At 66.5% G+C, this 17,705-nt stretch carries 20 protein-coding genes and 1 tRNA gene; 6 read left to right on the top strand and 15 right to left on the bottom strand.

From position 1 onward, the window contains the following. The first annotated feature begins 189 nt into the window (after window positions 1-189). The 3 genes from PT015_RS13140 to PT015_RS13135 all read left to right on the top strand — a co-directional run bounded on the left by PT015_RS13140 (window position 190) and on the right by PT015_RS13135 (window position 2,198). Complete coding sequence (locus PT015_RS13140; RefSeq protein ID WP_285184964.1) at window positions 190-519, top strand: AbrB/MazE/SpoVT family DNA-binding domain-containing protein; 330 nt, start codon at window positions 190-192, stop codon at window positions 517-519. Between the two features lie 318 nt (window positions 520-837). Beyond that, on the top strand, window positions 838-1,101 hold the full coding sequence (locus PT015_RS24700) for a helix-turn-helix transcriptional regulator (protein ID WP_390887803.1): 264 nt from the start codon (window positions 838-840) through the stop codon (window positions 1,099-1,101). Next, window positions 1,098-2,198, top strand: coding sequence for a tyrosine-type recombinase/integrase (locus PT015_RS13135; RefSeq protein WP_390887802.1), 1,101 nt, complete (start codon window positions 1,098-1,100; stop codon window positions 2,196-2,198). Before PT015_RS24700 ends, PT015_RS13135 begins: the two co-directional genes overlap by 4 nt. A gap of 92 nt (window positions 2,199-2,290) precedes the next feature. On the opposite strand, the gene PT015_RS13130 is transcribed toward PT015_RS13135, so the two are convergent. The 5 genes from PT015_RS13130 to PT015_RS13110 all read right to left on the bottom strand — a co-directional run bounded on the left by PT015_RS13130 (window position 2,291) and on the right by PT015_RS13110 (window position 5,806). Continuing rightward, window positions 2,291-2,363 (bottom strand) — tRNA-Arg (locus tag PT015_RS13130). 41 nt (window positions 2,364-2,404) lie between these two features. Further along, complete coding sequence (locus PT015_RS13125) at window positions 2,405-3,433, bottom strand: CobW family GTP-binding protein (protein WP_285191093.1); 1,029 nt, start codon at window positions 3,431-3,433, stop codon at window positions 2,405-2,407. Window positions 3,434-3,438: 5 nt separating this feature from the next. Next, window positions 3,439-3,936 (bottom strand): hypothetical protein, encoded by a 498-nt coding sequence (locus PT015_RS13120; protein WP_285184961.1) that lies wholly within the window; start codon window positions 3,934-3,936, stop codon window positions 3,439-3,441. A 25-nt stretch (window positions 3,937-3,961) separates the two neighbouring features. Further along, window positions 3,962-4,780: a TIGR03621 family F420-dependent LLM class oxidoreductase gene (locus PT015_RS13115; RefSeq protein ID WP_285184960.1), complete on the bottom strand. Its 819-nt coding sequence runs from the start codon at window positions 4,778-4,780 to the stop codon at window positions 3,962-3,964. Between the two features lie 21 nt (window positions 4,781-4,801). Further along, window positions 4,802-5,806 (bottom strand): poly-gamma-glutamate hydrolase family protein, encoded by a 1,005-nt coding sequence (locus PT015_RS13110; protein WP_285191092.1) that lies wholly within the window; start codon window positions 5,804-5,806, stop codon window positions 4,802-4,804. A gap of 183 nt (window positions 5,807-5,989) precedes the next feature. On the opposite strand from PT015_RS13110, the gene PT015_RS13105 reads away from it, so the two are divergent. Beyond that, entirely contained in the window at window positions 5,990-6,211 is a 222-nt protein-coding gene (locus PT015_RS13105; protein ID WP_285184959.1) for a hypothetical protein, read from the top strand. Here PT015_RS13105 and PT015_RS13100 read toward each other — a convergent pair. From PT015_RS13100 to PT015_RS13090, 3 genes are read right to left on the bottom strand one after another with little or no spacing between them, the layout of a single operon-like run. Next, window positions 6,195-7,427, bottom strand: a complete 1,233-nt coding sequence (locus PT015_RS13100; RefSeq protein WP_285184958.1) for an Nramp family divalent metal transporter — start codon at window positions 7,425-7,427, stop codon at window positions 6,195-6,197. The two genes, PT015_RS13105 and PT015_RS13100, sit on opposite strands and share 17 nt — an antisense overlap. A gap of 49 nt (window positions 7,428-7,476) precedes the next feature. After that, a complete protein-coding gene (locus PT015_RS13095) occupies window positions 7,477-8,553 on the bottom strand; it encodes an NAD(P)H-dependent amine dehydrogenase family protein (RefSeq protein ID WP_285184957.1) in 1,077 nt (358 codons plus the stop codon). A gap of 2 nt (window positions 8,554-8,555) precedes the next feature. Continuing rightward, window positions 8,556-9,347, bottom strand: coding sequence for an SDR family oxidoreductase (locus PT015_RS13090; protein ID WP_285184956.1), 792 nt, complete (start codon window positions 9,345-9,347; stop codon window positions 8,556-8,558). Between the two features lie 108 nt (window positions 9,348-9,455). Between PT015_RS13090 and PT015_RS13085 the strand changes: the two genes are divergently transcribed. Both PT015_RS13085 and PT015_RS13080 read left to right on the top strand, forming a co-directional pair. After that, window positions 9,456-9,830 (top strand): hypothetical protein, encoded by a 375-nt coding sequence (locus tag PT015_RS13085; protein ID WP_285184955.1) that lies wholly within the window; start codon window positions 9,456-9,458, stop codon window positions 9,828-9,830. A 31-nt stretch (window positions 9,831-9,861) separates the two neighbouring features. After that, a complete protein-coding gene (locus PT015_RS13080; protein ID WP_285184954.1) occupies window positions 9,862-11,274 on the top strand; it encodes an HNH endonuclease signature motif containing protein in 1,413 nt (470 codons plus the stop codon). Window positions 11,275-11,279: 5 nt separating this feature from the next. Here PT015_RS13080 and PT015_RS13075 read toward each other — a convergent pair whose 3' ends face one another. From PT015_RS13075 to PT015_RS13045, 7 genes are all read right to left on the bottom strand, one after another. Next, a complete protein-coding gene (locus PT015_RS13075) occupies window positions 11,280-11,603 on the bottom strand; it encodes a DUF732 domain-containing protein (RefSeq protein WP_285184953.1) in 324 nt (107 codons plus the stop codon). 52 nt (window positions 11,604-11,655) lie between these two features. Further along, entirely contained in the window at window positions 11,656-11,904 is a 249-nt protein-coding gene (locus tag PT015_RS13070; RefSeq protein ID WP_285184952.1) for a hypothetical protein, read from the bottom strand. A gap of 93 nt (window positions 11,905-11,997) precedes the next feature. Beyond that, a complete protein-coding gene (gene ku, locus PT015_RS13065) occupies window positions 11,998-12,915 on the bottom strand; it encodes a non-homologous end joining protein Ku (protein ID WP_285184951.1) in 918 nt (305 codons plus the stop codon). Between the two features lie 37 nt (window positions 12,916-12,952). After that, window positions 12,953-13,879, bottom strand: coding sequence for a carbohydrate kinase family protein (locus PT015_RS13060; protein WP_285184949.1), 927 nt, complete (start codon window positions 13,877-13,879; stop codon window positions 12,953-12,955). Beyond that, on the bottom strand, window positions 13,876-15,285 hold the full coding sequence (locus PT015_RS13055) for a mannitol dehydrogenase family protein (protein ID WP_285184947.1): 1,410 nt from the start codon (window positions 15,283-15,285) through the stop codon (window positions 13,876-13,878). The genes PT015_RS13060 and PT015_RS13055 overlap by 4 nt, the downstream gene beginning before the upstream one ends. A 28-nt stretch (window positions 15,286-15,313) precedes the next feature. Next, window positions 15,314-16,171 carry an HAD family hydrolase gene (locus tag PT015_RS13050; protein WP_285184946.1) on the bottom strand — a complete coding sequence of 286 codons (858 nt, stop codon included), beginning with the start codon at window positions 16,169-16,171 and terminating at the stop codon, window positions 15,314-15,316. Next, window positions 16,171-17,697: a mannitol dehydrogenase family protein gene (locus PT015_RS13045; RefSeq protein WP_285184945.1), complete on the bottom strand. Its 1,527-nt coding sequence runs from the start codon at window positions 17,695-17,697 to the stop codon at window positions 16,171-16,173. The genes PT015_RS13050 and PT015_RS13045 overlap by 1 nt, the downstream gene beginning before the upstream one ends. Window positions 17,698-17,705: the final 8 nt, after the last annotated feature.

Below are 17,705 nucleotides of genomic sequence, written 5' to 3'. Positions count from 1 at the left end.
GGGCCAACCCGCCAGACCGACTGGTCCAACACGTCCAGATGCCAGCTGCGCCACCAGCCTGAGCAGCTGAAACACATTCGTGTAAGCCGCAACTCCGTCTGAAAAGCGGAAGCTCGTCTAGGTCAATTCGTAATCCAGCTCGGCAGCATACGGATTTCCCGCGTTGTGGCGATGTGAGACCGTGGAGCCGTGGCTTTTTCATGGCTCGTCGCGATTCAGGGCCGCGGTCTCGTTGCCCTGCCGGCCGAGGTGTGTCGGCGGCTGCGCCTCGACGAATCGGGCGCTCAAGTCGAGATCACGGAGCGCGAGGACGGGGTGCTCGAGCTTCGGCCAGCGCTACCGATTGCCGCCGACCAGCGTTGGTTCTGGGAGGATCGCTGGCAGCAGCGGGAAATCGAAGTCGACGAGCACGCGGCGGCGGGAAGGGTCACCGCGCACGACGACGGCGATGCCTTCCGCGATCATCTGGATCTCCTCGACGCCCAGGCCCAGGCCGACGACGATAGGGGACCAGAGTAGGGAATGCAGACTTAACGAAAGCTGGAGGAACTTATGGAGCATTCGGCAGCTGCACGGCCTCACGTGATCTTGTACCGATCGCAGCTCGAGGAATGGGCCGGCAGGACTTTGACGGACGAAGAGGTTAGCTGGATCGCAGCGGCGATCCCGCGCTCCTCGATCCCTGGCGCTATCGACACGATCGCCAACGAGGGCATTTTCTTTAACCCGAGGGGACTGTGACGCACCCCAATTTCGGCGAAGTTGGTTGCGTTGGTAGCGAGATGGCCCGGCGATATCCGATGATCCGAACTAATCGGATATCGCAAAGGAAACACGGTGGCTGCATCTCGCTCAACGGCAACGGTGTCCGCGGTTTTGAAACCTTCGAAGCCGCAGGCTGATACGCCTCAACTTGGCACATTACTGACCATCCAAGAGCTCGCGGAGCGGCTGACGGTGAGCGTCGGGTGTATCCGTGCCTGGCGCCTGCGTGGCGACGGCCCGCCGGCGATTCGTGTCGGAACCGCGCTCCGGTGGGACTCCCGAGAGGTCGATGAGTGGCTCGATACCCGGCGTGAATCACGCTGGCAAGCAGGGTGATTGAACCGCGCGTCGGTCCAAACGGCGCGCGAGTCTACCGCGCTCGCATCTACTACCGCGGCCGATACGTCGCTTCGCGCACATTTCAGCGGAAACGTGATGCGCAGGAATGGGAACGGCGCCAAACGGATAGCCTCCGATCCGGCGTGTGGTCGGATCCCGCGGCAGGGGACAGGCCGGTCGGAGAGTGGTGTCAGATCTGGCTGGATGCCCAGCCACTCAGGCAGCCGGCAACTACCCGCAAGATTCGTGGGGTGATCGCGAAACAGATTGCGGGGACTTTCGGGCGTCGGCCGCTCGTATCGGTTCGACCATCCGAGGTGCAAGCCTGGGCCGCCGACTTGTCGCGCACGCAATCAGTCGCAACAGCCCGCCATTCGTTGGGCGTTTTGCGCAGGGTGTTCGACTACGCCGTGCGCGACGGCGCCATTCAGCGCAATCCCGCTGCAGGTATCCGATTGTCGAAGGTGCAGGGCAACGACCCCCGGCCACTGACTAATGATCAGCTCTGGCGTCTTGCCGGAGAGGTCGATCAACCGAGGGACCGCTTGCTGGTGCTCGTCGCCGGTTATTGCGGATTGAGGTGGGGTGAACTCGCCGCCCTGCGATGGGCCGATGTCGACAAACAATCCCGGACCATACGCGTCGCTCGGGCGTATTCGGAGGAGGCGCCGCGGGGAGAGTTATCGCCGGTCAAAAACCATCAGGCACGTACAGTGCCTGTCCCTGAGATCGTGTCGGACGAGCTGGCTGGGTACAAAGCTGGCCAGCCTCAAGGTGAATTGGTCTTTCCGTCTGCCTCGGGCACGCCGCTGCGCAATCGCAACTGGCGACGCGACGTGTTCGATCCCGCAGTCGAGGCGCTGAGCTTGAACATCACTCCACACAATCTTCGCGACACCGCCACATCGCTTGCTATCGACGCGGGTGCGTCGGTCGTCGCTGTGGCCCGCTTGTTAGGTCACGAATCGCCGGCGACCACGCTTAACCACTACGCGGCTCTGTTCCCGAGTGATCTTGACGACATCGCTTCACGGCTCGACGCTGCGGCTCGTGTGGCTATCGGCAACCAGAGCAAGTCATCTGATGCCAAATAATGTCGAATAATCACCGACCAAGCACCGACCAGACGAACCCGAGTAGCGGGTCGAGAAGCAGCCAACAACCCTCTGACCTGGAAAAACTCTAGCGCCCCCGGCAGGATTCGAACCTGCGACACCGGCTTTAGGAGAGCCGTGCTCTATCCCCTGAGCTACGGGGGCGGAAAACCTCGTCAAATCTACCTCCGGATCGGCGCGCGGCGTCACAGGCTGTGGCGACGGTACCGACGCAGGCGGTGCGCGTCGGCCAGGGTCGCCGGTTCGGCCGACGGGCGCAGCGCCGTATCGAGGCGGGCGCGTACCTCGTCGGTATGTAGGTGCATCCCGATCGCGACCAGAAAATTGCCGACGGCCCCGGCCGGTGCGCTGGCGATGTGAATCGTCGGCCCGACCAGGTTGACCGCGAAGGTCGGCGCGCCTCGTCCGTAGCGCATCTTCACCGCTCCCTTGAGCCGGTACACCCCGGTCGGCGGGTCTTCCAGCAGGTCGATCAGCGCGCCGGGGTCGACCTCGCCGTCGGTGGTCACGGTCACCGAGTCGGCGTGCACGTGGTCGTGGTGGTCGTGGGCGTGCGGGGCCTCGTCGACGAGCAGTTCGCGCAGCGAGAGTTGGCCCGGTTCGTCATCGGAGCCGGCGACGTCGTAGAGCAGTCGCGGGTCGATCTGCCCGCCGATCGCTCCTACCACGGTAGCCCGGGCATTCTGGCTGCGCACCCGCTGCTGCACCCGTTCGACCAAAGCGGTGCGGTCGCCCTCGGGGAGTTGGTCGAGCTTGTTGACGACGACGAGTGACGCCGCCCGATAGCGCGCGGGCAACACCCCACCGGTGTCGACGACGTCGAAATGAGTTGCGGCATCGATGACGTCGACCAGTCCGCCGTAACGCAGCCCGCAAACCTTGCTGAAGCCGATGATGCGGGCGACGCTCAGCGGGTCGGCCAGACCACTGGCCTCGACGATCACGGCGTCGAGATGCAGCCGCGGGTCGGCGAGCTTGGCCAGCGCCTCGTCGATGCCGCCGTCGTCGGGCAGGCAGCAGATGCAACCGCCGGCAATCGATACGGGCTCGTCCACCTGGCCGGCCACCAGCATGGCGTCGACGTTGAGCTCGCCGAAGTCGTTGATTATCACACCGATCCGCGCGCCCGGGCTGCGCAGGACGTGATTGAGCAGTGTCGTCTTGCCCGCGCCGAGATAGCCGGTCAGGCAGATGACGGGGATGGCCGTCGCCAGGGGTCTTACATCCAGACCAGGAGCTTCGGGCTGCCCGGCGTCTCCCGCGGAAACGCGATCGGCCCGTCGATGCCGTCCAGCTTCAGCCGCACCTCGGCCGCGTCGGCCGAGACCGCGAGGATCGTGCCGATCGCGTACTGCTTCTCGTCAGCCCATTTGACCGTCGCGTACTGGCCAAGGTGTTGCACCGCAAGATCTTCGGGCGCCACCTCGGTGGGGTGCGGCGGCAACTCGGTGATCGCCCTGTCGAGCCGATCGTCGTCGGACGGCGCGGGCCCGGAGTCGTCGGCCCACGCGTTCTCGTCGCCGAAGTATTCGCTGTCGTCGCCGGCGTGCCGGAGCCGGCCCAGCGCCGACGGGGGCTCCGGACCCTCCTCGTCTTCCTCGACCCACAACCGCCAGCCCTGCGGTGGCGGCGGCCAGGACGGATCCGGCGACCAGTCCGCATGCGGCGCCCAGCCCTTCGGGGGCTTCGGCCAGTTCGGAGGCGGGTTGTAGCGCATCAACCCAGAATACGGAACCCGGCGGTCAACGGAGTGCGGCGATGACTTTCGCGATCGTGTCGACGTGGTTCTCCTGGAACGTGAACGATGTCAGCCCGTACTTCTCGCGGTAGCCGAGCAGCGTCTCGACGAGGCCGCTGGTCGAGCCGCTGAGCACCGACGGCAAGGCCAGCAGTTCCTCGTCGGATACGCCGGGAAGAAATCGTCGGGTCAGCGCCAGGTCGGCCTGATCGGAATCGCCGGACGGCACGGCGGTGATCGCCAGGTTCAGCTCGAGATCGGCGAATCGATCGCCGGCGGCGTTGCGGACGAACTCGACGCGCTCGGCCAGCGGGTCGGCGGCGTCGGAGCTGGCACCGGTGAAACCGATGATGTCGGCGTGCTTGGCGGCGACGGTGAGTAATCGATTTCCGTTGCCCGCGATGAGGATTGGCACCTTCGGGAGGTGCTTCTTGAGATAGACGGTGACGTGCTCGAGGTAGTCGACCCGTTGCCGCGCAGTGGGATACGGCAGCTCGGCCGCTTCGAATTCCTCTTTCACGTAGCCGGCACCGAGGCCGAGGTCGAGCCGGCCGTCGCTGATCTGGTCGACTTCGGCGGCGTCGCGCGCCAGCAGGGCCGGCTTGTAGAAACCCGCGTTCAGCACGTAGGTGCCGAGCCGGACCCGCGACGTCGCCGTCGCGATCGCGGTCAGCCCCGGAAATGGCGCGGGCGCGCCCAGGTGGTCGGGTAGGTGCAGCGCATCGAATCCGCTGTCCTCGATCCGTTTCACCTTGTCTCGCAGGGCTTTCAGCGATTTGACGGCGTGAATGCCCACCGAGAAGCTTAGGGCGCGTTCGGCCATTGGCCACCTCCGATTGTGTCGTTACTTCCAGGTACGAGCGGCTGCTGCGAGACCTTCGATCAATGCCGCGGTCACGGGCGACAGTCCGTCGTCGCCGGGGAGCGGGCTGCGTGGGCTGATCCCCCGGACCCGGGTCGGTAGTTCCAATTGCGTTCCACCACCGCGGGTTTGGTTCACTGGATTCTGCGGATGTTGCCCACGTAGTTCCGGCGGAATCTCGTCGAGGTCGGTGACGACCCGATAGCCCGGCAGGTCGAGGTGTGTGGCGACGTGCGCGGCCAGTGCGCGGTTGCGTCCTCCGGCGAGCAGTTGGGTGGCGCGGCCGATCCGTCCGTAGCCGTGCAGTGACACGGTCACGTCGACGTGGGCGAGGAACTCCGTCAACCGCGCCGACTCGGCCGCCAGGAAATGCGCCGACGACAGGTGATGCGGATACCGGTCGGGATGGCGGATCAGATACACCGATGCGCCGGCTGCGTCGGCGGCACGCTCGGCGATCACGTCGGTCATCTCCTCCAACCCACCGCCATGGATGGCCAGGAAGCCGAACCGCGACCGCAACTGGCTTGACTCGACAACGCCGGGCTCGGCCAGCAACTCGGAAAGCGATTGTGGCGCAGGCGTTGTGGGCCGCGGACGCGGCTTGGGCCAGCGCGATGGGTCCCATCGTCGCAAGAAGTCGATCCAGCTCTGCGGCAGCTTGTGATGCTCCGCGCCGTCGATGATGCGTTCCAGGTAGCCGGGCCGCGGCGGGCCCGGATGCACGCGGTGGTCGATGTAGACCCACGCGTCCGCCGGCCCGTCCTCGGTCTGCACGAGCATCTGGTTGCGGCTGTAGTGCGCCGGCACGCTCTCGGCGCGGTCCAGCGTGTCCAGATCGTGGTCGGTGAGATCCCAGACGATGCCGTGCACCTGCGTCCCGTCGAATGGCTCGACGGTTGCAACCCCCCGCTGGTTGATCAACCAGTCATGGTCGGCGAGGACGGCGCGGCGTGGGTTGACCGCGTCGGGGCAGCGCTGCGCCATTTGCTGCACGCACAGGTTGGACCCGTACGCGAAGTAGGAATGACGGCGGCGCTGCGTCACGGATCGATGTTAGCCGAGCGAAGTATTTGCCGGACGGTCGCAGCGTTCGAACGACTTCTGAGCGAAAGGTTAATTCCACGCGTCGCGGTGATGGGCTGCGGCACAAGGTGACAGGATTGACCGATGAGCGGCGCGCACTTTGACGGCACCCGGGATCGCCAGAGTATCGAGCGCGAATTGCGGCTACTGGCCACTGTTCGCGACGCCTACCGCGAGAGCGGTAAGGAGATGCCGTCGCTCGCCCAGATGGACGCGCTGCTCGACGAACTCAACCAGGTCGAGGGCACCGGAAAACACCGCTGGGAGAACGAGAATTCCGACGCGCGACCTAGCCTCTGGCGGTGACCGTCAGGTAGATCAGGACCACGTTCAGGCCGCTGATCAACGTGCCGATCACCCAGCCGGCAGCGGTCGTGACGCGGTGGTTGGCGTCGTCGCCCATCAACGTGCGATCACCGGTGAGCCGAACCAGGGGCAGCAGCGCGAACGGAATTCCGAACGACAACACCACCTGCGACAGCACTAACGTGCGGGTCGGATTGAAACCCAGTGCCAGGATCAGCAGCGCGGGCGCCAACGTTGCGAGTCGGCGCCACACCATCGGCACCGAGCGGTGCAGCAGGCCCTGCATGATCATCGCGCCGGCGTAGGCGCCCACCGATGCCGACGCCAGTCCCGAGGCGAGCAGGCCGATCGCGAACAGCGCGGCGATCACCGGGCTGACGGTGTCGTGCACGGCGTTGTAGGCGACCTCGATGGAGCTGATGTCGCCGCGGTTGCGCATGTTGAGCGCGGCGACCAGCAGCATGGCCGCGTTCACCCCGCCCGCGACCACCATCGCCAGGCCCACGTCCAGTCGGGTGATGCGCAGCAGCCGTCGCCGCTGTGCGCCGGGCTCCGGATGACCGTGCCGGTCGCGGGCCAGCCCGGAATGCAGGTACACCGCGTGCGGCATCACGGTCGCACCGAGGATGGCCGCTGCCAACAGAACGCTTTCCTTGCCGAGGAAGCGTGGCACCAGACCGCCGATCACGTCGCCGGGCGGCGGTGTCGCGACGAAGAAGCTCGCGGTGAAGCCGATCGCGATGACCAGTAGTAGACCGGTGATGACGCGTTCGAAGATGCGCTGGCCGCGCTGATCCTGAACCCGCAGCAGAAGCAGCGACACCACCCCGGTGATGACGCCGCCGAGCAGCAGCGGCAGCCCGAACAGGATGTGCAGCGCGATCGCCCCGCCGATCACCTCGGCCACGTCGGTGGCCATCGCGACAATCTCGGCCTGCAACCAAAACGCCAGCCGGGCAGGACGATTGAGCTTCGTGCCGATCGCCTCGGGCAGCGTGCGCCCGGTCACCAGGCCAAGTTTTGCGGACAGGTACTGCACCAGCCCGGCCATCACGTTCGCCAGGACGATGACCCAGAGCAGCGCGAAGCCGAACTGCGCGCCCGCGCTGATGTTCGCGGCGACGTTGCCCGGGTCGACGTAGGCGATGGCGGCGACGAACGCGGGCCCGAGCAGGTACCACCCAGTCTTCAACCGGGCACGGGTGTCCTGGGCCACCTAACTCACTTTCCGACGGCGAATAAGAAAGTTAGGTTAGCCGAAACCGCTAGGCGGGCGCGTACAGGCCGCGACCGGTGACCAGCGGAAGATCCAACGTGGTGCGGATTCCCGCGGGCGCCGCGACGACGGCCGGGATGGCGTTGACGACGCGCATCGCGGTCGCGACCAGACCGGCGTGGTTGTGGTCGCCGTTGGGGCTGCTCAGGCACACGTCGATGGCGTAGGACGGTTCACCGGTGATCTCGATCCGGTAGCAGCCGCCGGGCTGCGCCGGTTGCGGCCAATCCGGGCACAGGTCTTCGCGCAGCCGGGTGACGTGTTCGAGGACGACGACGGGGTGACCGTCCTTGTTGCCCTGCACCTCGAACCGCAGCGCCGCGGCACTGCCCTTCGGGATGTGTCCGGAGGCGATGTCGAAGTCCTCGGGCGCCGGGATGCGCTCCTGCTTCTCGGTCACCGAATCGAGTTCGACACCCAGGCCGGCGGCGAGTTGGCGCACCACCGACCCCCAGGCCAGGCTCAGCACGCCGGGCTGCAACAGCATCGGAACCTCGTCGAGCGGCTTACCGAAGCCCATCACGTCGAACATCACCGTCGCACTGTCGTAGGTGGCGTAGTCGACGATCTCCATGCAGCGGATCTGCGTGACGCTCTGGCAGGTGCCGGCCAGCGCCAGCGGAATCAGGTCGTTGGCGAATCCGGGGTCGATGCCGTTGACGAACAGGCTCGAATTGCCCTCGCGGGCAGCATCTTCGATGGGCTTGAGCATGTTGTCGGGCAGCGTTGCCCAGGGGTACTGCAGGAACACGGCGCTGCTGCCGACGACGTTGACGCCGGCGGCCAGGATCCGTCGGTAGTCCTCCAGGGCGTCGGGGAGCCGGTTGTCGGCCATCGCGGTGTAGACCGCGCACTGCGGTCCGGTGGCCAGCACCGCGTCGAGGTCCGTGGACGCCTTGATCCCGGTCGAAACATCAAGGCCGGCAAGCTCTCCGGCGTCTTTGCCGGATTTGGCTTCCGACGAGACCCAGACCCCGGTGAGTTCATAGTCGGGGTTGGTGATCAGCGCCTTCAGCGCGTGGATGCCGACATTGCCGGTGCCGATTGCGGCGACTTTGATTGTCATGGTCACAGGTCCGGGATCGGGAGGTCGAGGTTCGGGAAGGTGATGCCGCCATCGACTTCGATCACCTTGCCGGTCAGGTAGGCGCCCGCAGGAGAGGCCAAATAGACCGCGGCGGCGGCGATTTCGTCGGGCTGCCCCAACCGTCTGAGCGGGGTCGCCTGCTCCATCGGCTCGCGGAGTTGGTCGTTGGAGGCCACCACATCCAGCGCGGAAGTGGCGATCGATCCGGGTGCGATCGCGTTGACCCGAACCCGCGGGCACAGGTCGAGCGCGGCCAGGCGGGTGTAGTGCGCGAGGGCCGCTTTGGCGGTGCCGTAGGCGGCGAAACCGCGGCCGGCGACCCGTCCCATTGTCGAGGTGATGTTGATGACGCTGCCGCCGCCGGAGTGCTCGAGCATCAGCGGAACCGCCGCGGTGGTCAGCGCGTGAGCGGTCGCGACGTTGAACGTGAAGGCGGCCTTGAGGTCCTTGGTCGACGTGGTCAGCAGACCGTTGGGCATCGTGCCGCCGACATTGTTGACGACGATGTCCAGCCGGCCGAAGGCCTCGACGGCCTTATGCGCCAACTCGGCGGTGACCTCTGGCTGGGCCAGGTCCGCGGTGACGATGTGGGCCCGGCGGCCGGCCGCTTCGACCTTTTCGGCGACGGACTCTAGTTCGGATTGGGTGCGGGAGGCGATGACGACGTCCGCGCCGACGTCGGCGAACGCCAGCGCGATGGCCGCGCCTAGACCGCGTCCGCCGCCGGTGACGACGGCGACCTGGTCGTCGAGTCTGAATTTGTCGAGGATCACGGCGCCACCGTAACAAGGTGCCGGCGGCCGGGGAACCCTATTTCTGAAACACGTTCTAGTTTGTCGTCGTTAAGAATCTGACAAGCGGCCGCACCTACTTTTTCGGTCATGAACACTTCGCTGAAGAACATCGTGGGCGCCGGACTGCTGTCGGCGGTCGTGGCGGTAGGGATGGTCGCGACCGCCGGAACTGCCGAAGCGGACGCCTGGCCTGGCTGTCCGAACGACCATCCGGCAGGGCCGTGCCGCTGGTGCCCCGGAGATCCCCCAGTGCAGACCGGCAACCTTCGGGTGAACCCGGTCCGCTGGGACGTCAACGTCTGCCACACCTACTGGTACGTCGACCACGGCCAAGGCAATGTCGCCCAGAACATCTTCGAGGGGGAGGTACCGCCTGAGCCGGTGCCGTACAACCCGGGACCGTTCGTGATCGATCGGAGCAACTGCCAGCAGATCCTCGGCATGTTCTGTCCGCGGGCGTGAAGTTGTCGGCCACGTCCGTATAATCGAATGTATGTTCGAATCGACGTCGCCGATCGACCCGATCTGCGAGGCGGCGCGCGCGGAGTCGCAAGCCACCGCCCGGCGGCTGAACGCGGTCGCCGATCTGATGGAACTGCGCTTCCGTCAGCACGGGGACCGCGCGGATTGGGTCGCCGATGTGTGGGACGAGGTCTCGGCGGAATTGGCTGCGGCCCTTCGGATCAGCCGTGCTCAGGCGTCGAGGTACATGAGCGATGCGGAGATCATGCGCGAGCGCCTACCTAAAGTCGGGGAGTGTCTGGCCGCTGGCGACATCAACTACGTCGCATTCTCGGTCATCGCGTTGCGCACCGCGCTGATCACTGACGAGGCGGCCCTGGCCACCGTCGACGAACAGGTGGCCTTGCGCGCACCCCGCTGGCCGTCGTCGGCCCGCGGCAGGCTCGCGATGCGGGTCGACGCCATCGTGGCACGGGTCGATCGCGACGCCATTCGCCGGGCCAACAAGGAGATCAAGGACCGCTACCTGAATGTGTCGCGGTCGATGTCGGGCGTTTCCGAGATCTACGGCAACGTATTCGCCAGTGCGGCCAAGGCTTTCGATCGACGACTAAACGAACTTGCGAGCTCGGTGTGTGAAGCCGATCCTCGCACCAAGGCGCAGCGGCGGGCCGACGCGCTGACCGCGTTGGTCGCGGGTGTCGACCGGATGGCATGCACCTGCGAGGGTTCGGCATGCGTCGGTGCGCGCGGCCGGCTGCGCGATCGCAACGTGATCATTCACGTGGTCGCCGATCAGTCCGCTGTCGACGGCAGCGGCGGGGCGCCCGGATACATGGCCGGGGTGGACGAGTTGATCCCGCCGCAGGTGGTTGCCGAGCTGGCGAAGACGGCGACGTTGCGGCCATTGGCATTTCCGTCCGAGGCCGAGCCGCGCTACACGCCGTCGGCGAAGCTTGCCGAGTTCGTCCGTTGCCGCGACCTGACCTGTCGCGCGCCCGGCTGCGATGTGCCGGCGGTGCGGTGCGACATCGACCACACGAAGCCCTTCGCCGACGGCGGCGCGACACATCCGTCGAACCTCAAGGCATTGTGCCGAAAACACCATCTACTCAAGACTTTCTGGGGCTGGCAAGACCGGCAGCTGGCCGACGGCACGGTGATCTGGACGCTGCCGTCGGGGCGGGTGTACGTGACCAGTCCGGGTAGCGCGCTGCTGTTTCCCGCGCTTGCGGTGTCGACGGGTGACGTGCCCCAGGTGCCGCCGGCCTACGACCTCCGTTGTGGCGACCGCACCGCGATGATGCCGACCCGGAGCCGGACTCGTTCGCAGCATCGCGCGCAGCGAATCGCCGCTGAGCGCAGGCACAATCACGACGCCCGGATGGCCCGGGGGCGCGCCTTGGGCTACACCTATTCGTCCGCCGACGACCCGCCCTTCTAATCGCGTCAGGAGTCGGGCCGACCCTTGTACTCGGGGCAGTAGGCCGACACCGCGAGCCCGACCAGGAAGCTGGCCTGGCTGACGTTGAGGTCGGTGTCCCCGACGATCTTCATCGCCAAAGCGCTTGTCGTGTAGTGCTTGTCGAAACCGTCGCACACCATGTGAGCCTCGGCGAGTAGCACGTCGCGATTGTCGTCGTTGACGGGAATGTTGCGCTTGGCGAGGGCATTGATCACCGCGTCATCGGTGGCGTCGGCGGAAGCGGGGGCGGCGCAGACCACAGTGGCGATGGCCAGCAGCGCCGCCCAGCCGGTACATCGAACCTTCATGCAACAACGCTAGACGAGATCGACGCACTTCGCCCGTCTCGGCCGAACCGGCTCAGCCCCAGCTGCCCGGAGTGCCCTGTGGCACCTGCTGGCCCTGCCAGTTGCAGGGCATCATCGTGCGCCAGGCGGTGTATGCGCACTGCTGCTCCGGCGTCAACGGACTGCCGCCGGCGCAGGGTGGTGTGCCCTGGGTGCCGCAGATGGGTGGATCGGCGTGCGCGGCGGCCGCGCCGAGAAGTCCGTACATCGCGGCGGCTGCGGTGATTGCGAGCCCCGCTGTTGATTTGTGGATACGAGCCATGTCGAACTCTTCTGTGAACGCGGCCTGCATCCGGCCGCACTAGTCCGGACGATACCGTCGTATTACGGGCGCACGCTGTGGAAATGAAGAAATCTAGCTCTTGGAGCCGGCCTTCTTGGCGGCCGCTTTTTTGGCTGGGGCCTTCTTCGCCGCGGCTTTTTTGGCGGGAGCTTTTTTGGCGGCCGCCTTCTTTGCTGGCGACTTCTTGGCCGGCGCCTTTTCCGAGCGCGCCTTGACGCTGGCCTCGAGCTTGGCTAGCAGATCGGAGACATCCTCGGTCTCGTCGAGCTCCTTCGGCTGCTCCTCGGTGGTAAAGGCCTCTCCGCCTTCGAGTTTGGCGGTCACCAACTCCTGCAGCTGTTCCTGGTAGTCGTCGTGATAGCGGTCGGGGTTGAACTCGTCGGCCATCGACTCGACCACTTGGCCGGCCATCTTGAGCTCGGTTGGCTTGACCTCGACCTTCTTGTCGAGCACCGGAAAGTCCGGGTCGCGGATCTCGTCGGGCCACAGCAGGGTGTGGATAACCATCACGTCGCGCTTGCTGAAGTCCTTGACCCGCAACGCAGCCAGCCGGGTCTTGTTGCGCAGCGCGAAGTGCACGATCGCCACCCGGTCCGTCTCGGCGAGCGTCTTCGCCAGCAGTACATAGGATTTCGTCGACTTGCCGTCGGGTTCGAGGAAGTAACTTTTGTCGTACATCATCGGGTCGAGGTCGCTGGCAGGCACGAACTCCAGCACCTCGATCTCGCGGCTGCGCTCCTCGGGCAGCGTGGCGATGTCGTCGTCGGTGATGATCACCGTCTGACCGTCGTCGGACTCGTAGGCCCGGGCGATGTCGCGATACTCGACGACTTCGCCGTCGACCTCGCAGACCCGCTTGTACCGGATGCGGCCGTTGTCCTTGGCGTGCACCTGGTGGAACTTGATGTCGTGGTCCTCGGTCGCGCTGTAGACCTTCACCGGCACATTGACCAGCCCGAAGGAGATCGAGCCCTTCCAGATCGAACGCATGCTGCCAGTATGCCCACACAACTGGGCGGATACGCGTCTATCGCTGCTGCGCCGCGGCGCTCAGTGCCTCGCGATCCGGCAGGTCAGCGCCCGCCCGGCCGACCGTCACCGCCGCGACGGCGCTGCCCGCCTCCAAGGCGGCGGTCAGCGTCTCCAGGTCGAGCGCGGCCAGTGCGGCACGCCGGTCGGCCCCGAGCAGGTCGCGCTCCCACAGCGCGTCCAGCAGGCCGACCATGAAGGAGTCACCCGCGCCGACGGTGTCGACCACCCGCGCCGTCCGCGCCGGCACCCGCACCACGCCGGCGGCACAGACCGCCTCGGCGCCCTGATCGGCCATCGTCACCGCGACGATCGCCGGACCCAGCGACTGCCAGGTCTGCGCGATGTCCTCGGGCTTGCGGTTGGGGTCTAGCCAGCGCAGATCCTCGTCGCTGACCTTCACGATGTCGCTGCGCTCGACCAGGTGCTCGATCCTGGTGCGGGCCAACTCCCGATCCGCGATCAGCGAGGGCCGTACGTTCGGGTCGAAGCTGACGGTGCCCGACACCCGGTAGGCGTCGATCAGCGCGGCGACGGCCAGCGCGCCCGGATCGTGCACCGCAGCAATCGATCCGGTGTGCACAAACAGCGGCGGCGGCACCGGCGGCGTGCCGGACAGCTGCCAGTCCAAGTCGAATTGGTAAGTGGCCGAACCATCTTGGGCCACCGTCGCCCGCGCGGTGGTCGTTCGCTCGGCGCTGTCGCTACCCGGCACCAGGTGCGCCCCGGACGCGGAGACGTAGTCGGCGATGCGGCGGCCGTATGCGTCGTCGCCGATGTGGGTGAGGAAGTCGACGTCGCGCCCCAGCCGGGCCAGTCCGACCGCGACGTTGAGTGGACTCCCGCCGACATGTTCCCCGATGACCTGGTGGCCGTCCTGGACGATGTCGATGAGTGCTTCGCCGATCACCAGACCGCGGCTCATTGCACCAATGCCTCCAGTGTCGCGCGAGCGCCCTTGCTGTGCAACGAATCCAGCGCCCACCGGTAGGCCTCGACGAACCGGTGCTGGTGGGCGAGGTCGTTGAACACCGCGGTGATCTCGATGAAGGCGTTCGGGTTCTCGTGCTGCGAGCGGGCTATCGGGATCAGCGCATCGGCCAGCCGGTCGAGCACCTCGTAGGGCTCGCCCCACTCGTCGACACCCTCGGCGTAGCGGGCCCAACTGGCCACCGCGGCCGACGCCATCGCCACCGGGCCGTCGTTGGCCAGATTGTCGCAGATGACCGGAAACAAGAACTTGGGAATGCGGTCCGACGAATAGGCGCAGATTCGCGAAACTGTGTCGCGCACAGCCGGATTGGCGAATCGCTCGACCAGTGTGCGGGCGAACTCGTGCAGGTCGATCCCGGGCACCGGCGGCAGGGTCGGGATGGCCTCGTCCTCGAGGTAGGACAGCAGGAACTTGGCGAACACCGGGTCCTGCGCCGCATCGTGCACGAACTCGAACCCGCACAGATGCGCGAAGTAGCACAGGCACTGGTGGCCCGCGTTCAGCATCCGCAGCTTCATCAACTCGTAGGGCCGGACGTCGTCGACGACCAGCACACCCGCCTTCTCCAGCGGCGGCCGCCCGTCGGCGAAGTCGTCCTCGATGACCCACGCGCTGAACGGCTCGGCCACCACCGGCCATCTGTCGTCGACGCCGAAATCGCGGCGCACTTCCGCGGCCATCTCCAAAGTCGTTGCGGGAGTGATGCGGTCGACCATGGAGTTGGGGAATCGGGCGTGCTCGCCCACCCACTCGGCCAGTTCGGGGTCGACGCGTTCGGCACTGGCCAGCACGGTCCGCTTGGCGACCTCGCCGTTGTTCTCGATGTTGTCGCACGAGACGATCGTCGGTGCGGGGATGCCCCTGCTGCGACGGCGGTCCAGCGCCTGAGTGATCAGCGTGAACGCCGGCCCGTCCGGATCGAGGTATCCGCCCTCGGTGATGGTCAGCGAGATGATCTTGGTCGTCGGCGCGGCGAGCACCTCGAGAGCCGATTCCGGATCGTCCGGGGCGAAGCGGTAGTCGATGATCGAACCGATCACCTGAGCGCTGCGGGTACCACCGGGATGCTCCAGTATCAGCGTGTAGAGGCCGTCCTGGCCGTCCATGACTTCGCGCATGGTCCAGTCACCCGGCATCACGCCGATACCGCAGATGCCCCACTCGTGCGCGAGGCCCTGCTGCAGCAACAGGTTGATGTAGGCGGCCTGGTGCGCGCGGTGAAAGTGGCCGGTGCCAATGTGTGCGATGCCGACGCTGACGCTGCCACGGTCGTACTTCGGTGCGTCGATCGGCAGATCTGCCAGGGCCGAATTGTTCAGGGGTATTGCGTTAGGCACGACAAGACTCCTTCCGGGATGGCGGTGCCTAGCTGAGCGCGGAACCTCCAGTCGTCACTGCCGCCAAGATAAGCGAGTCGGCGAGCGCGCGCCACGAGTCGGTGACGGCGACCGCACCGGCGTCCAGTAACTCCTTTGTGCGGCTTCGCTTTTCGTCGGCAGGCACAAACATCACGTTACCGACGGCGTAGTACCCGGCCGCGACCGCCGAGCTCACGCCGGGCACCGAGTCCTCGACGGCCAGCCCGCGCGGGCCGTCGACGCCCAGGATCCGGCCGGCCTGCAGGTACACCGCGGGATCGGGCTTGCTGACGGGCACTGCCAGCGAGTCCTCCGCGCTGAAGCGCACCGCTTCCGGGATCAGTTCGTCCAAGCCCGCGGCGGTGAACGACGCCTTCAGCCGGACGAGGGCACTGGAGCTGACCGCGGCCATCGCGAACCGCGGCGCCAGGTCCTGCAGCGGGCCGAGTACCTCGGGGTCCGGCCGCAGCGTCACGGCGAGATGAGCGGTCACCTGCTCGCGCTCCTTGCGCACCCACTGCTCGAGTTCGTCGGCGGTGAGCGCACGACCTTCGGCGAGGTCGGCCTCGGTGGCGACCACCGCGTCGGGGCGCTTGTCGGCGAGCGACGTCTCGAACGGAACCCCGCTCAGCACGGCAAGGTCGGTGGCGGTGCTACGGAAGTTCTTGCCCACCGCCTTCTTTCGCAACTCGTCGCCGCTCAGCGGGGAATTGACGCCGAAGCGCGCCAGGAACTGGGTGGTCACGTCGGCCGACGCGTCGAAAGCCGGCGCCTCCGAGGGGAACAGGTTGTCGTCGGCATCCAGCAGCAACGTCGTGATCGATGCCGGGTCGAACGGTCGGACGAATTCCAGGGGCTGGTTCATCAGGACACCAGCTCCCGCGCCTCGGCCCGCAGCGCCCTGCGCAGCGTCGGGACCACACCGTGCTCGTCGATGTCGACGATCATCTCGCGTAGACGGTCGGTGAATCCAGGGACCATCCGCAGTTCGGCGAAGATCTCGTGGCGCAGCACCGGCTCGGGGTTGGTGCCGCCCATCTTCGCGAGCTTGGTCAGCAACTCCTTCTCCGGGTCGTCGACCTGGATGTTGCAACCCTTCAGGTCGGTGCCCTGGAGGTACCGGATCCAGCCCGCGAGCGCCAGCATCAACAGGGTGTGCGGGCGGTTCTGCTCGATCGAGTCGTGCAGCGACGGCAGCAGGAAGGACGCGATCTTCTCCGAACCGCGGCGCGCCAATCGCGACAACTGGTCGCTCATCTGCGGGTTACTAAGGCGCAACAGCAGCGAGTGCCGGTACTCGGGCGTGTTCATCCCGGGCACGGCCGGCAGCAGCGGCTGCACCTCGTCGCGCATCAGCTGCTCGACGAAGCCGTAAATGGCCTCGTTGCGCATGGCCTCGTCGGTGCGCCGGTAACCGGCCAGCGTGGCCAGCGTCGACATCGCGATGTGCGTGCCGTTGAGCATCCGGGTCTTGACCAGCTTGTGGTCGCTGACGTTCGACACGAACTGCGCGCCGACCTCGTCCAGCGGCGGACGACCGGCACAAAAGTTGTCCTCGATCACCCACTGGCTGTACGGCTCGGTGAGCACCGGCCACTTGTCGGAGATCCCGAAGGTCTGCCGGACGAACTCGACCTCGTCTTCGGAGGTCTGCGGCGTGATCCGGTCGACCATGGTCGATGGGAACGCGACATGGGTGTCGATCCAGCGGGCGAGGTCGGGATCCTTCAGCGCGGCGAAGGACACCAGCGCGGTGCGCGCCGCCTGCGTGTTGTCGGGGATGTTGTCGCAGCAGAGCACCGTGAACGGAGCGGTACCGGCGCGGCGGCGCAACTCCAGCGCATCGGTGAGGTAGCCCCACGCGGTGTTGTAGGTACCGGTCTGGACCAGATCCGCCTGCACATCGGGATGGCCGGCGTTGAACTCGCGGGTGGCCGGGTCGAGGAAGTAGCCGTTACCTGTGATGGTCAGGCTGACGACGCGGGTGCGAGGGTCGGCCAGCGCGGCGCGAACCGCGGCGCCGTCGTTGGGCGCGTAGTGGACCGAGCCGATCGAACCGACGACGCGGGCGGTCTCGCCCTCGTGACCCCGTTCCACGACCGTGTAGAGACCATCCTGGGCCGACAGCACGTCCTTGACGTCGCGGGACCGTAGGCTGACGCCGGTCACGCCCCACTGGTTCGAGACGCCCGAGCCGGCCAGGTCGTCGAAGTAGACGGCTTGGTGCGCACGGTGGAAGTTGCCGGCGCCGATGTGGACCACGCCGCGCTGCAACGTCGAACGGTCGTAGGCCGGCACCTCGATGCCCTGGGCTCGCATCGGGATGGTGTCGAGAGTGTCGTTACTGAGCGGAACTCCGGCGCTTGGCCGCCAAGGAATCACTTTTCGCATGTGGGTCT

Origin of the sequence: Candidatus Mycobacterium wuenschmannii (assembly GCF_030252325.1) — a bacterium.
Lineage (GTDB): Bacteria > Actinomycetota > Actinomycetes > Mycobacteriales > Mycobacteriaceae > Mycobacterium > Mycobacterium wuenschmannii.
The sequence above is the reverse complement of the archived record's forward strand: the minus strand, read 5'-3'. Positions and strand labels throughout refer to the sequence as shown.

Excerpts from the sequence above, each read along its gene's own strand:
- PT015_RS13060 (WP_285184949.1), bottom strand. The coding sequence starts at position 13,879 with ATGAGCCGCGGTCTGGTGATCGGCGAAGCACTCATCGACATCGTCCAG.
- PT015_RS13120 (WP_285184961.1), bottom strand. The coding sequence starts at position 3,936 with ATGCGCTACAACCCGCCTCCGAACTGGCCGAAGCCCCCGAAGGGCTGG.
- PT015_RS13050 (WP_285184946.1), bottom strand. The coding sequence starts at position 16,171 with ATGAACCAGCCCCTGGAATTCGTCCGACCGTTCGACCCGGCATCGATC.
- PT015_RS13085 (WP_285184955.1), top strand. The coding sequence starts at position 9,456 with ATGAACACTTCGCTGAAGAACATCGTGGGCGCCGGACTGCTGTCGGCG.
- PT015_RS13070 (WP_285184952.1), bottom strand. The coding sequence starts at position 11,904 with ATGGCTCGTATCCACAAATCAACAGCGGGGCTCGCAATCACCGCAGCC.
- PT015_RS13105 (WP_285184959.1), top strand. The coding sequence starts at position 5,990 with ATGAGCGGCGCGCACTTTGACGGCACCCGGGATCGCCAGAGTATCGAG.
- PT015_RS13115 (WP_285184960.1), bottom strand. The coding sequence starts at position 4,780 with ATGGCCGAACGCGCCCTAAGCTTCTCGGTGGGCATTCACGCCGTCAAA.
- PT015_RS13075 (WP_285184953.1), bottom strand. The coding sequence starts at position 11,603 with ATGAAGGTTCGATGTACCGGCTGGGCGGCGCTGCTGGCCATCGCCACT.
- ku (WP_285184951.1), bottom strand. The coding sequence starts at position 12,915 with ATGCGTTCGATCTGGAAGGGCTCGATCTCCTTCGGGCTGGTCAATGTG.
- PT015_RS13110 (WP_285191092.1), bottom strand. The coding sequence starts at position 5,806 with ATGGCGCAGCGCTGCCCCGACGCGGTCAACCCACGCCGCGCCGTCCTC.
- PT015_RS13045 (WP_285184945.1), bottom strand. The coding sequence starts at position 17,697 with ATGCGAAAAGTGATTCCTTGGCGGCCAAGCGCCGGAGTTCCGCTCAGT.
- PT015_RS13080 (WP_285184954.1), top strand. The coding sequence starts at position 9,862 with ATGTTCGAATCGACGTCGCCGATCGACCCGATCTGCGAGGCGGCGCGC.
- PT015_RS13095 (WP_285184957.1), bottom strand. The coding sequence starts at position 8,553 with ATGACAATCAAAGTCGCCGCAATCGGCACCGGCAATGTCGGCATCCAC.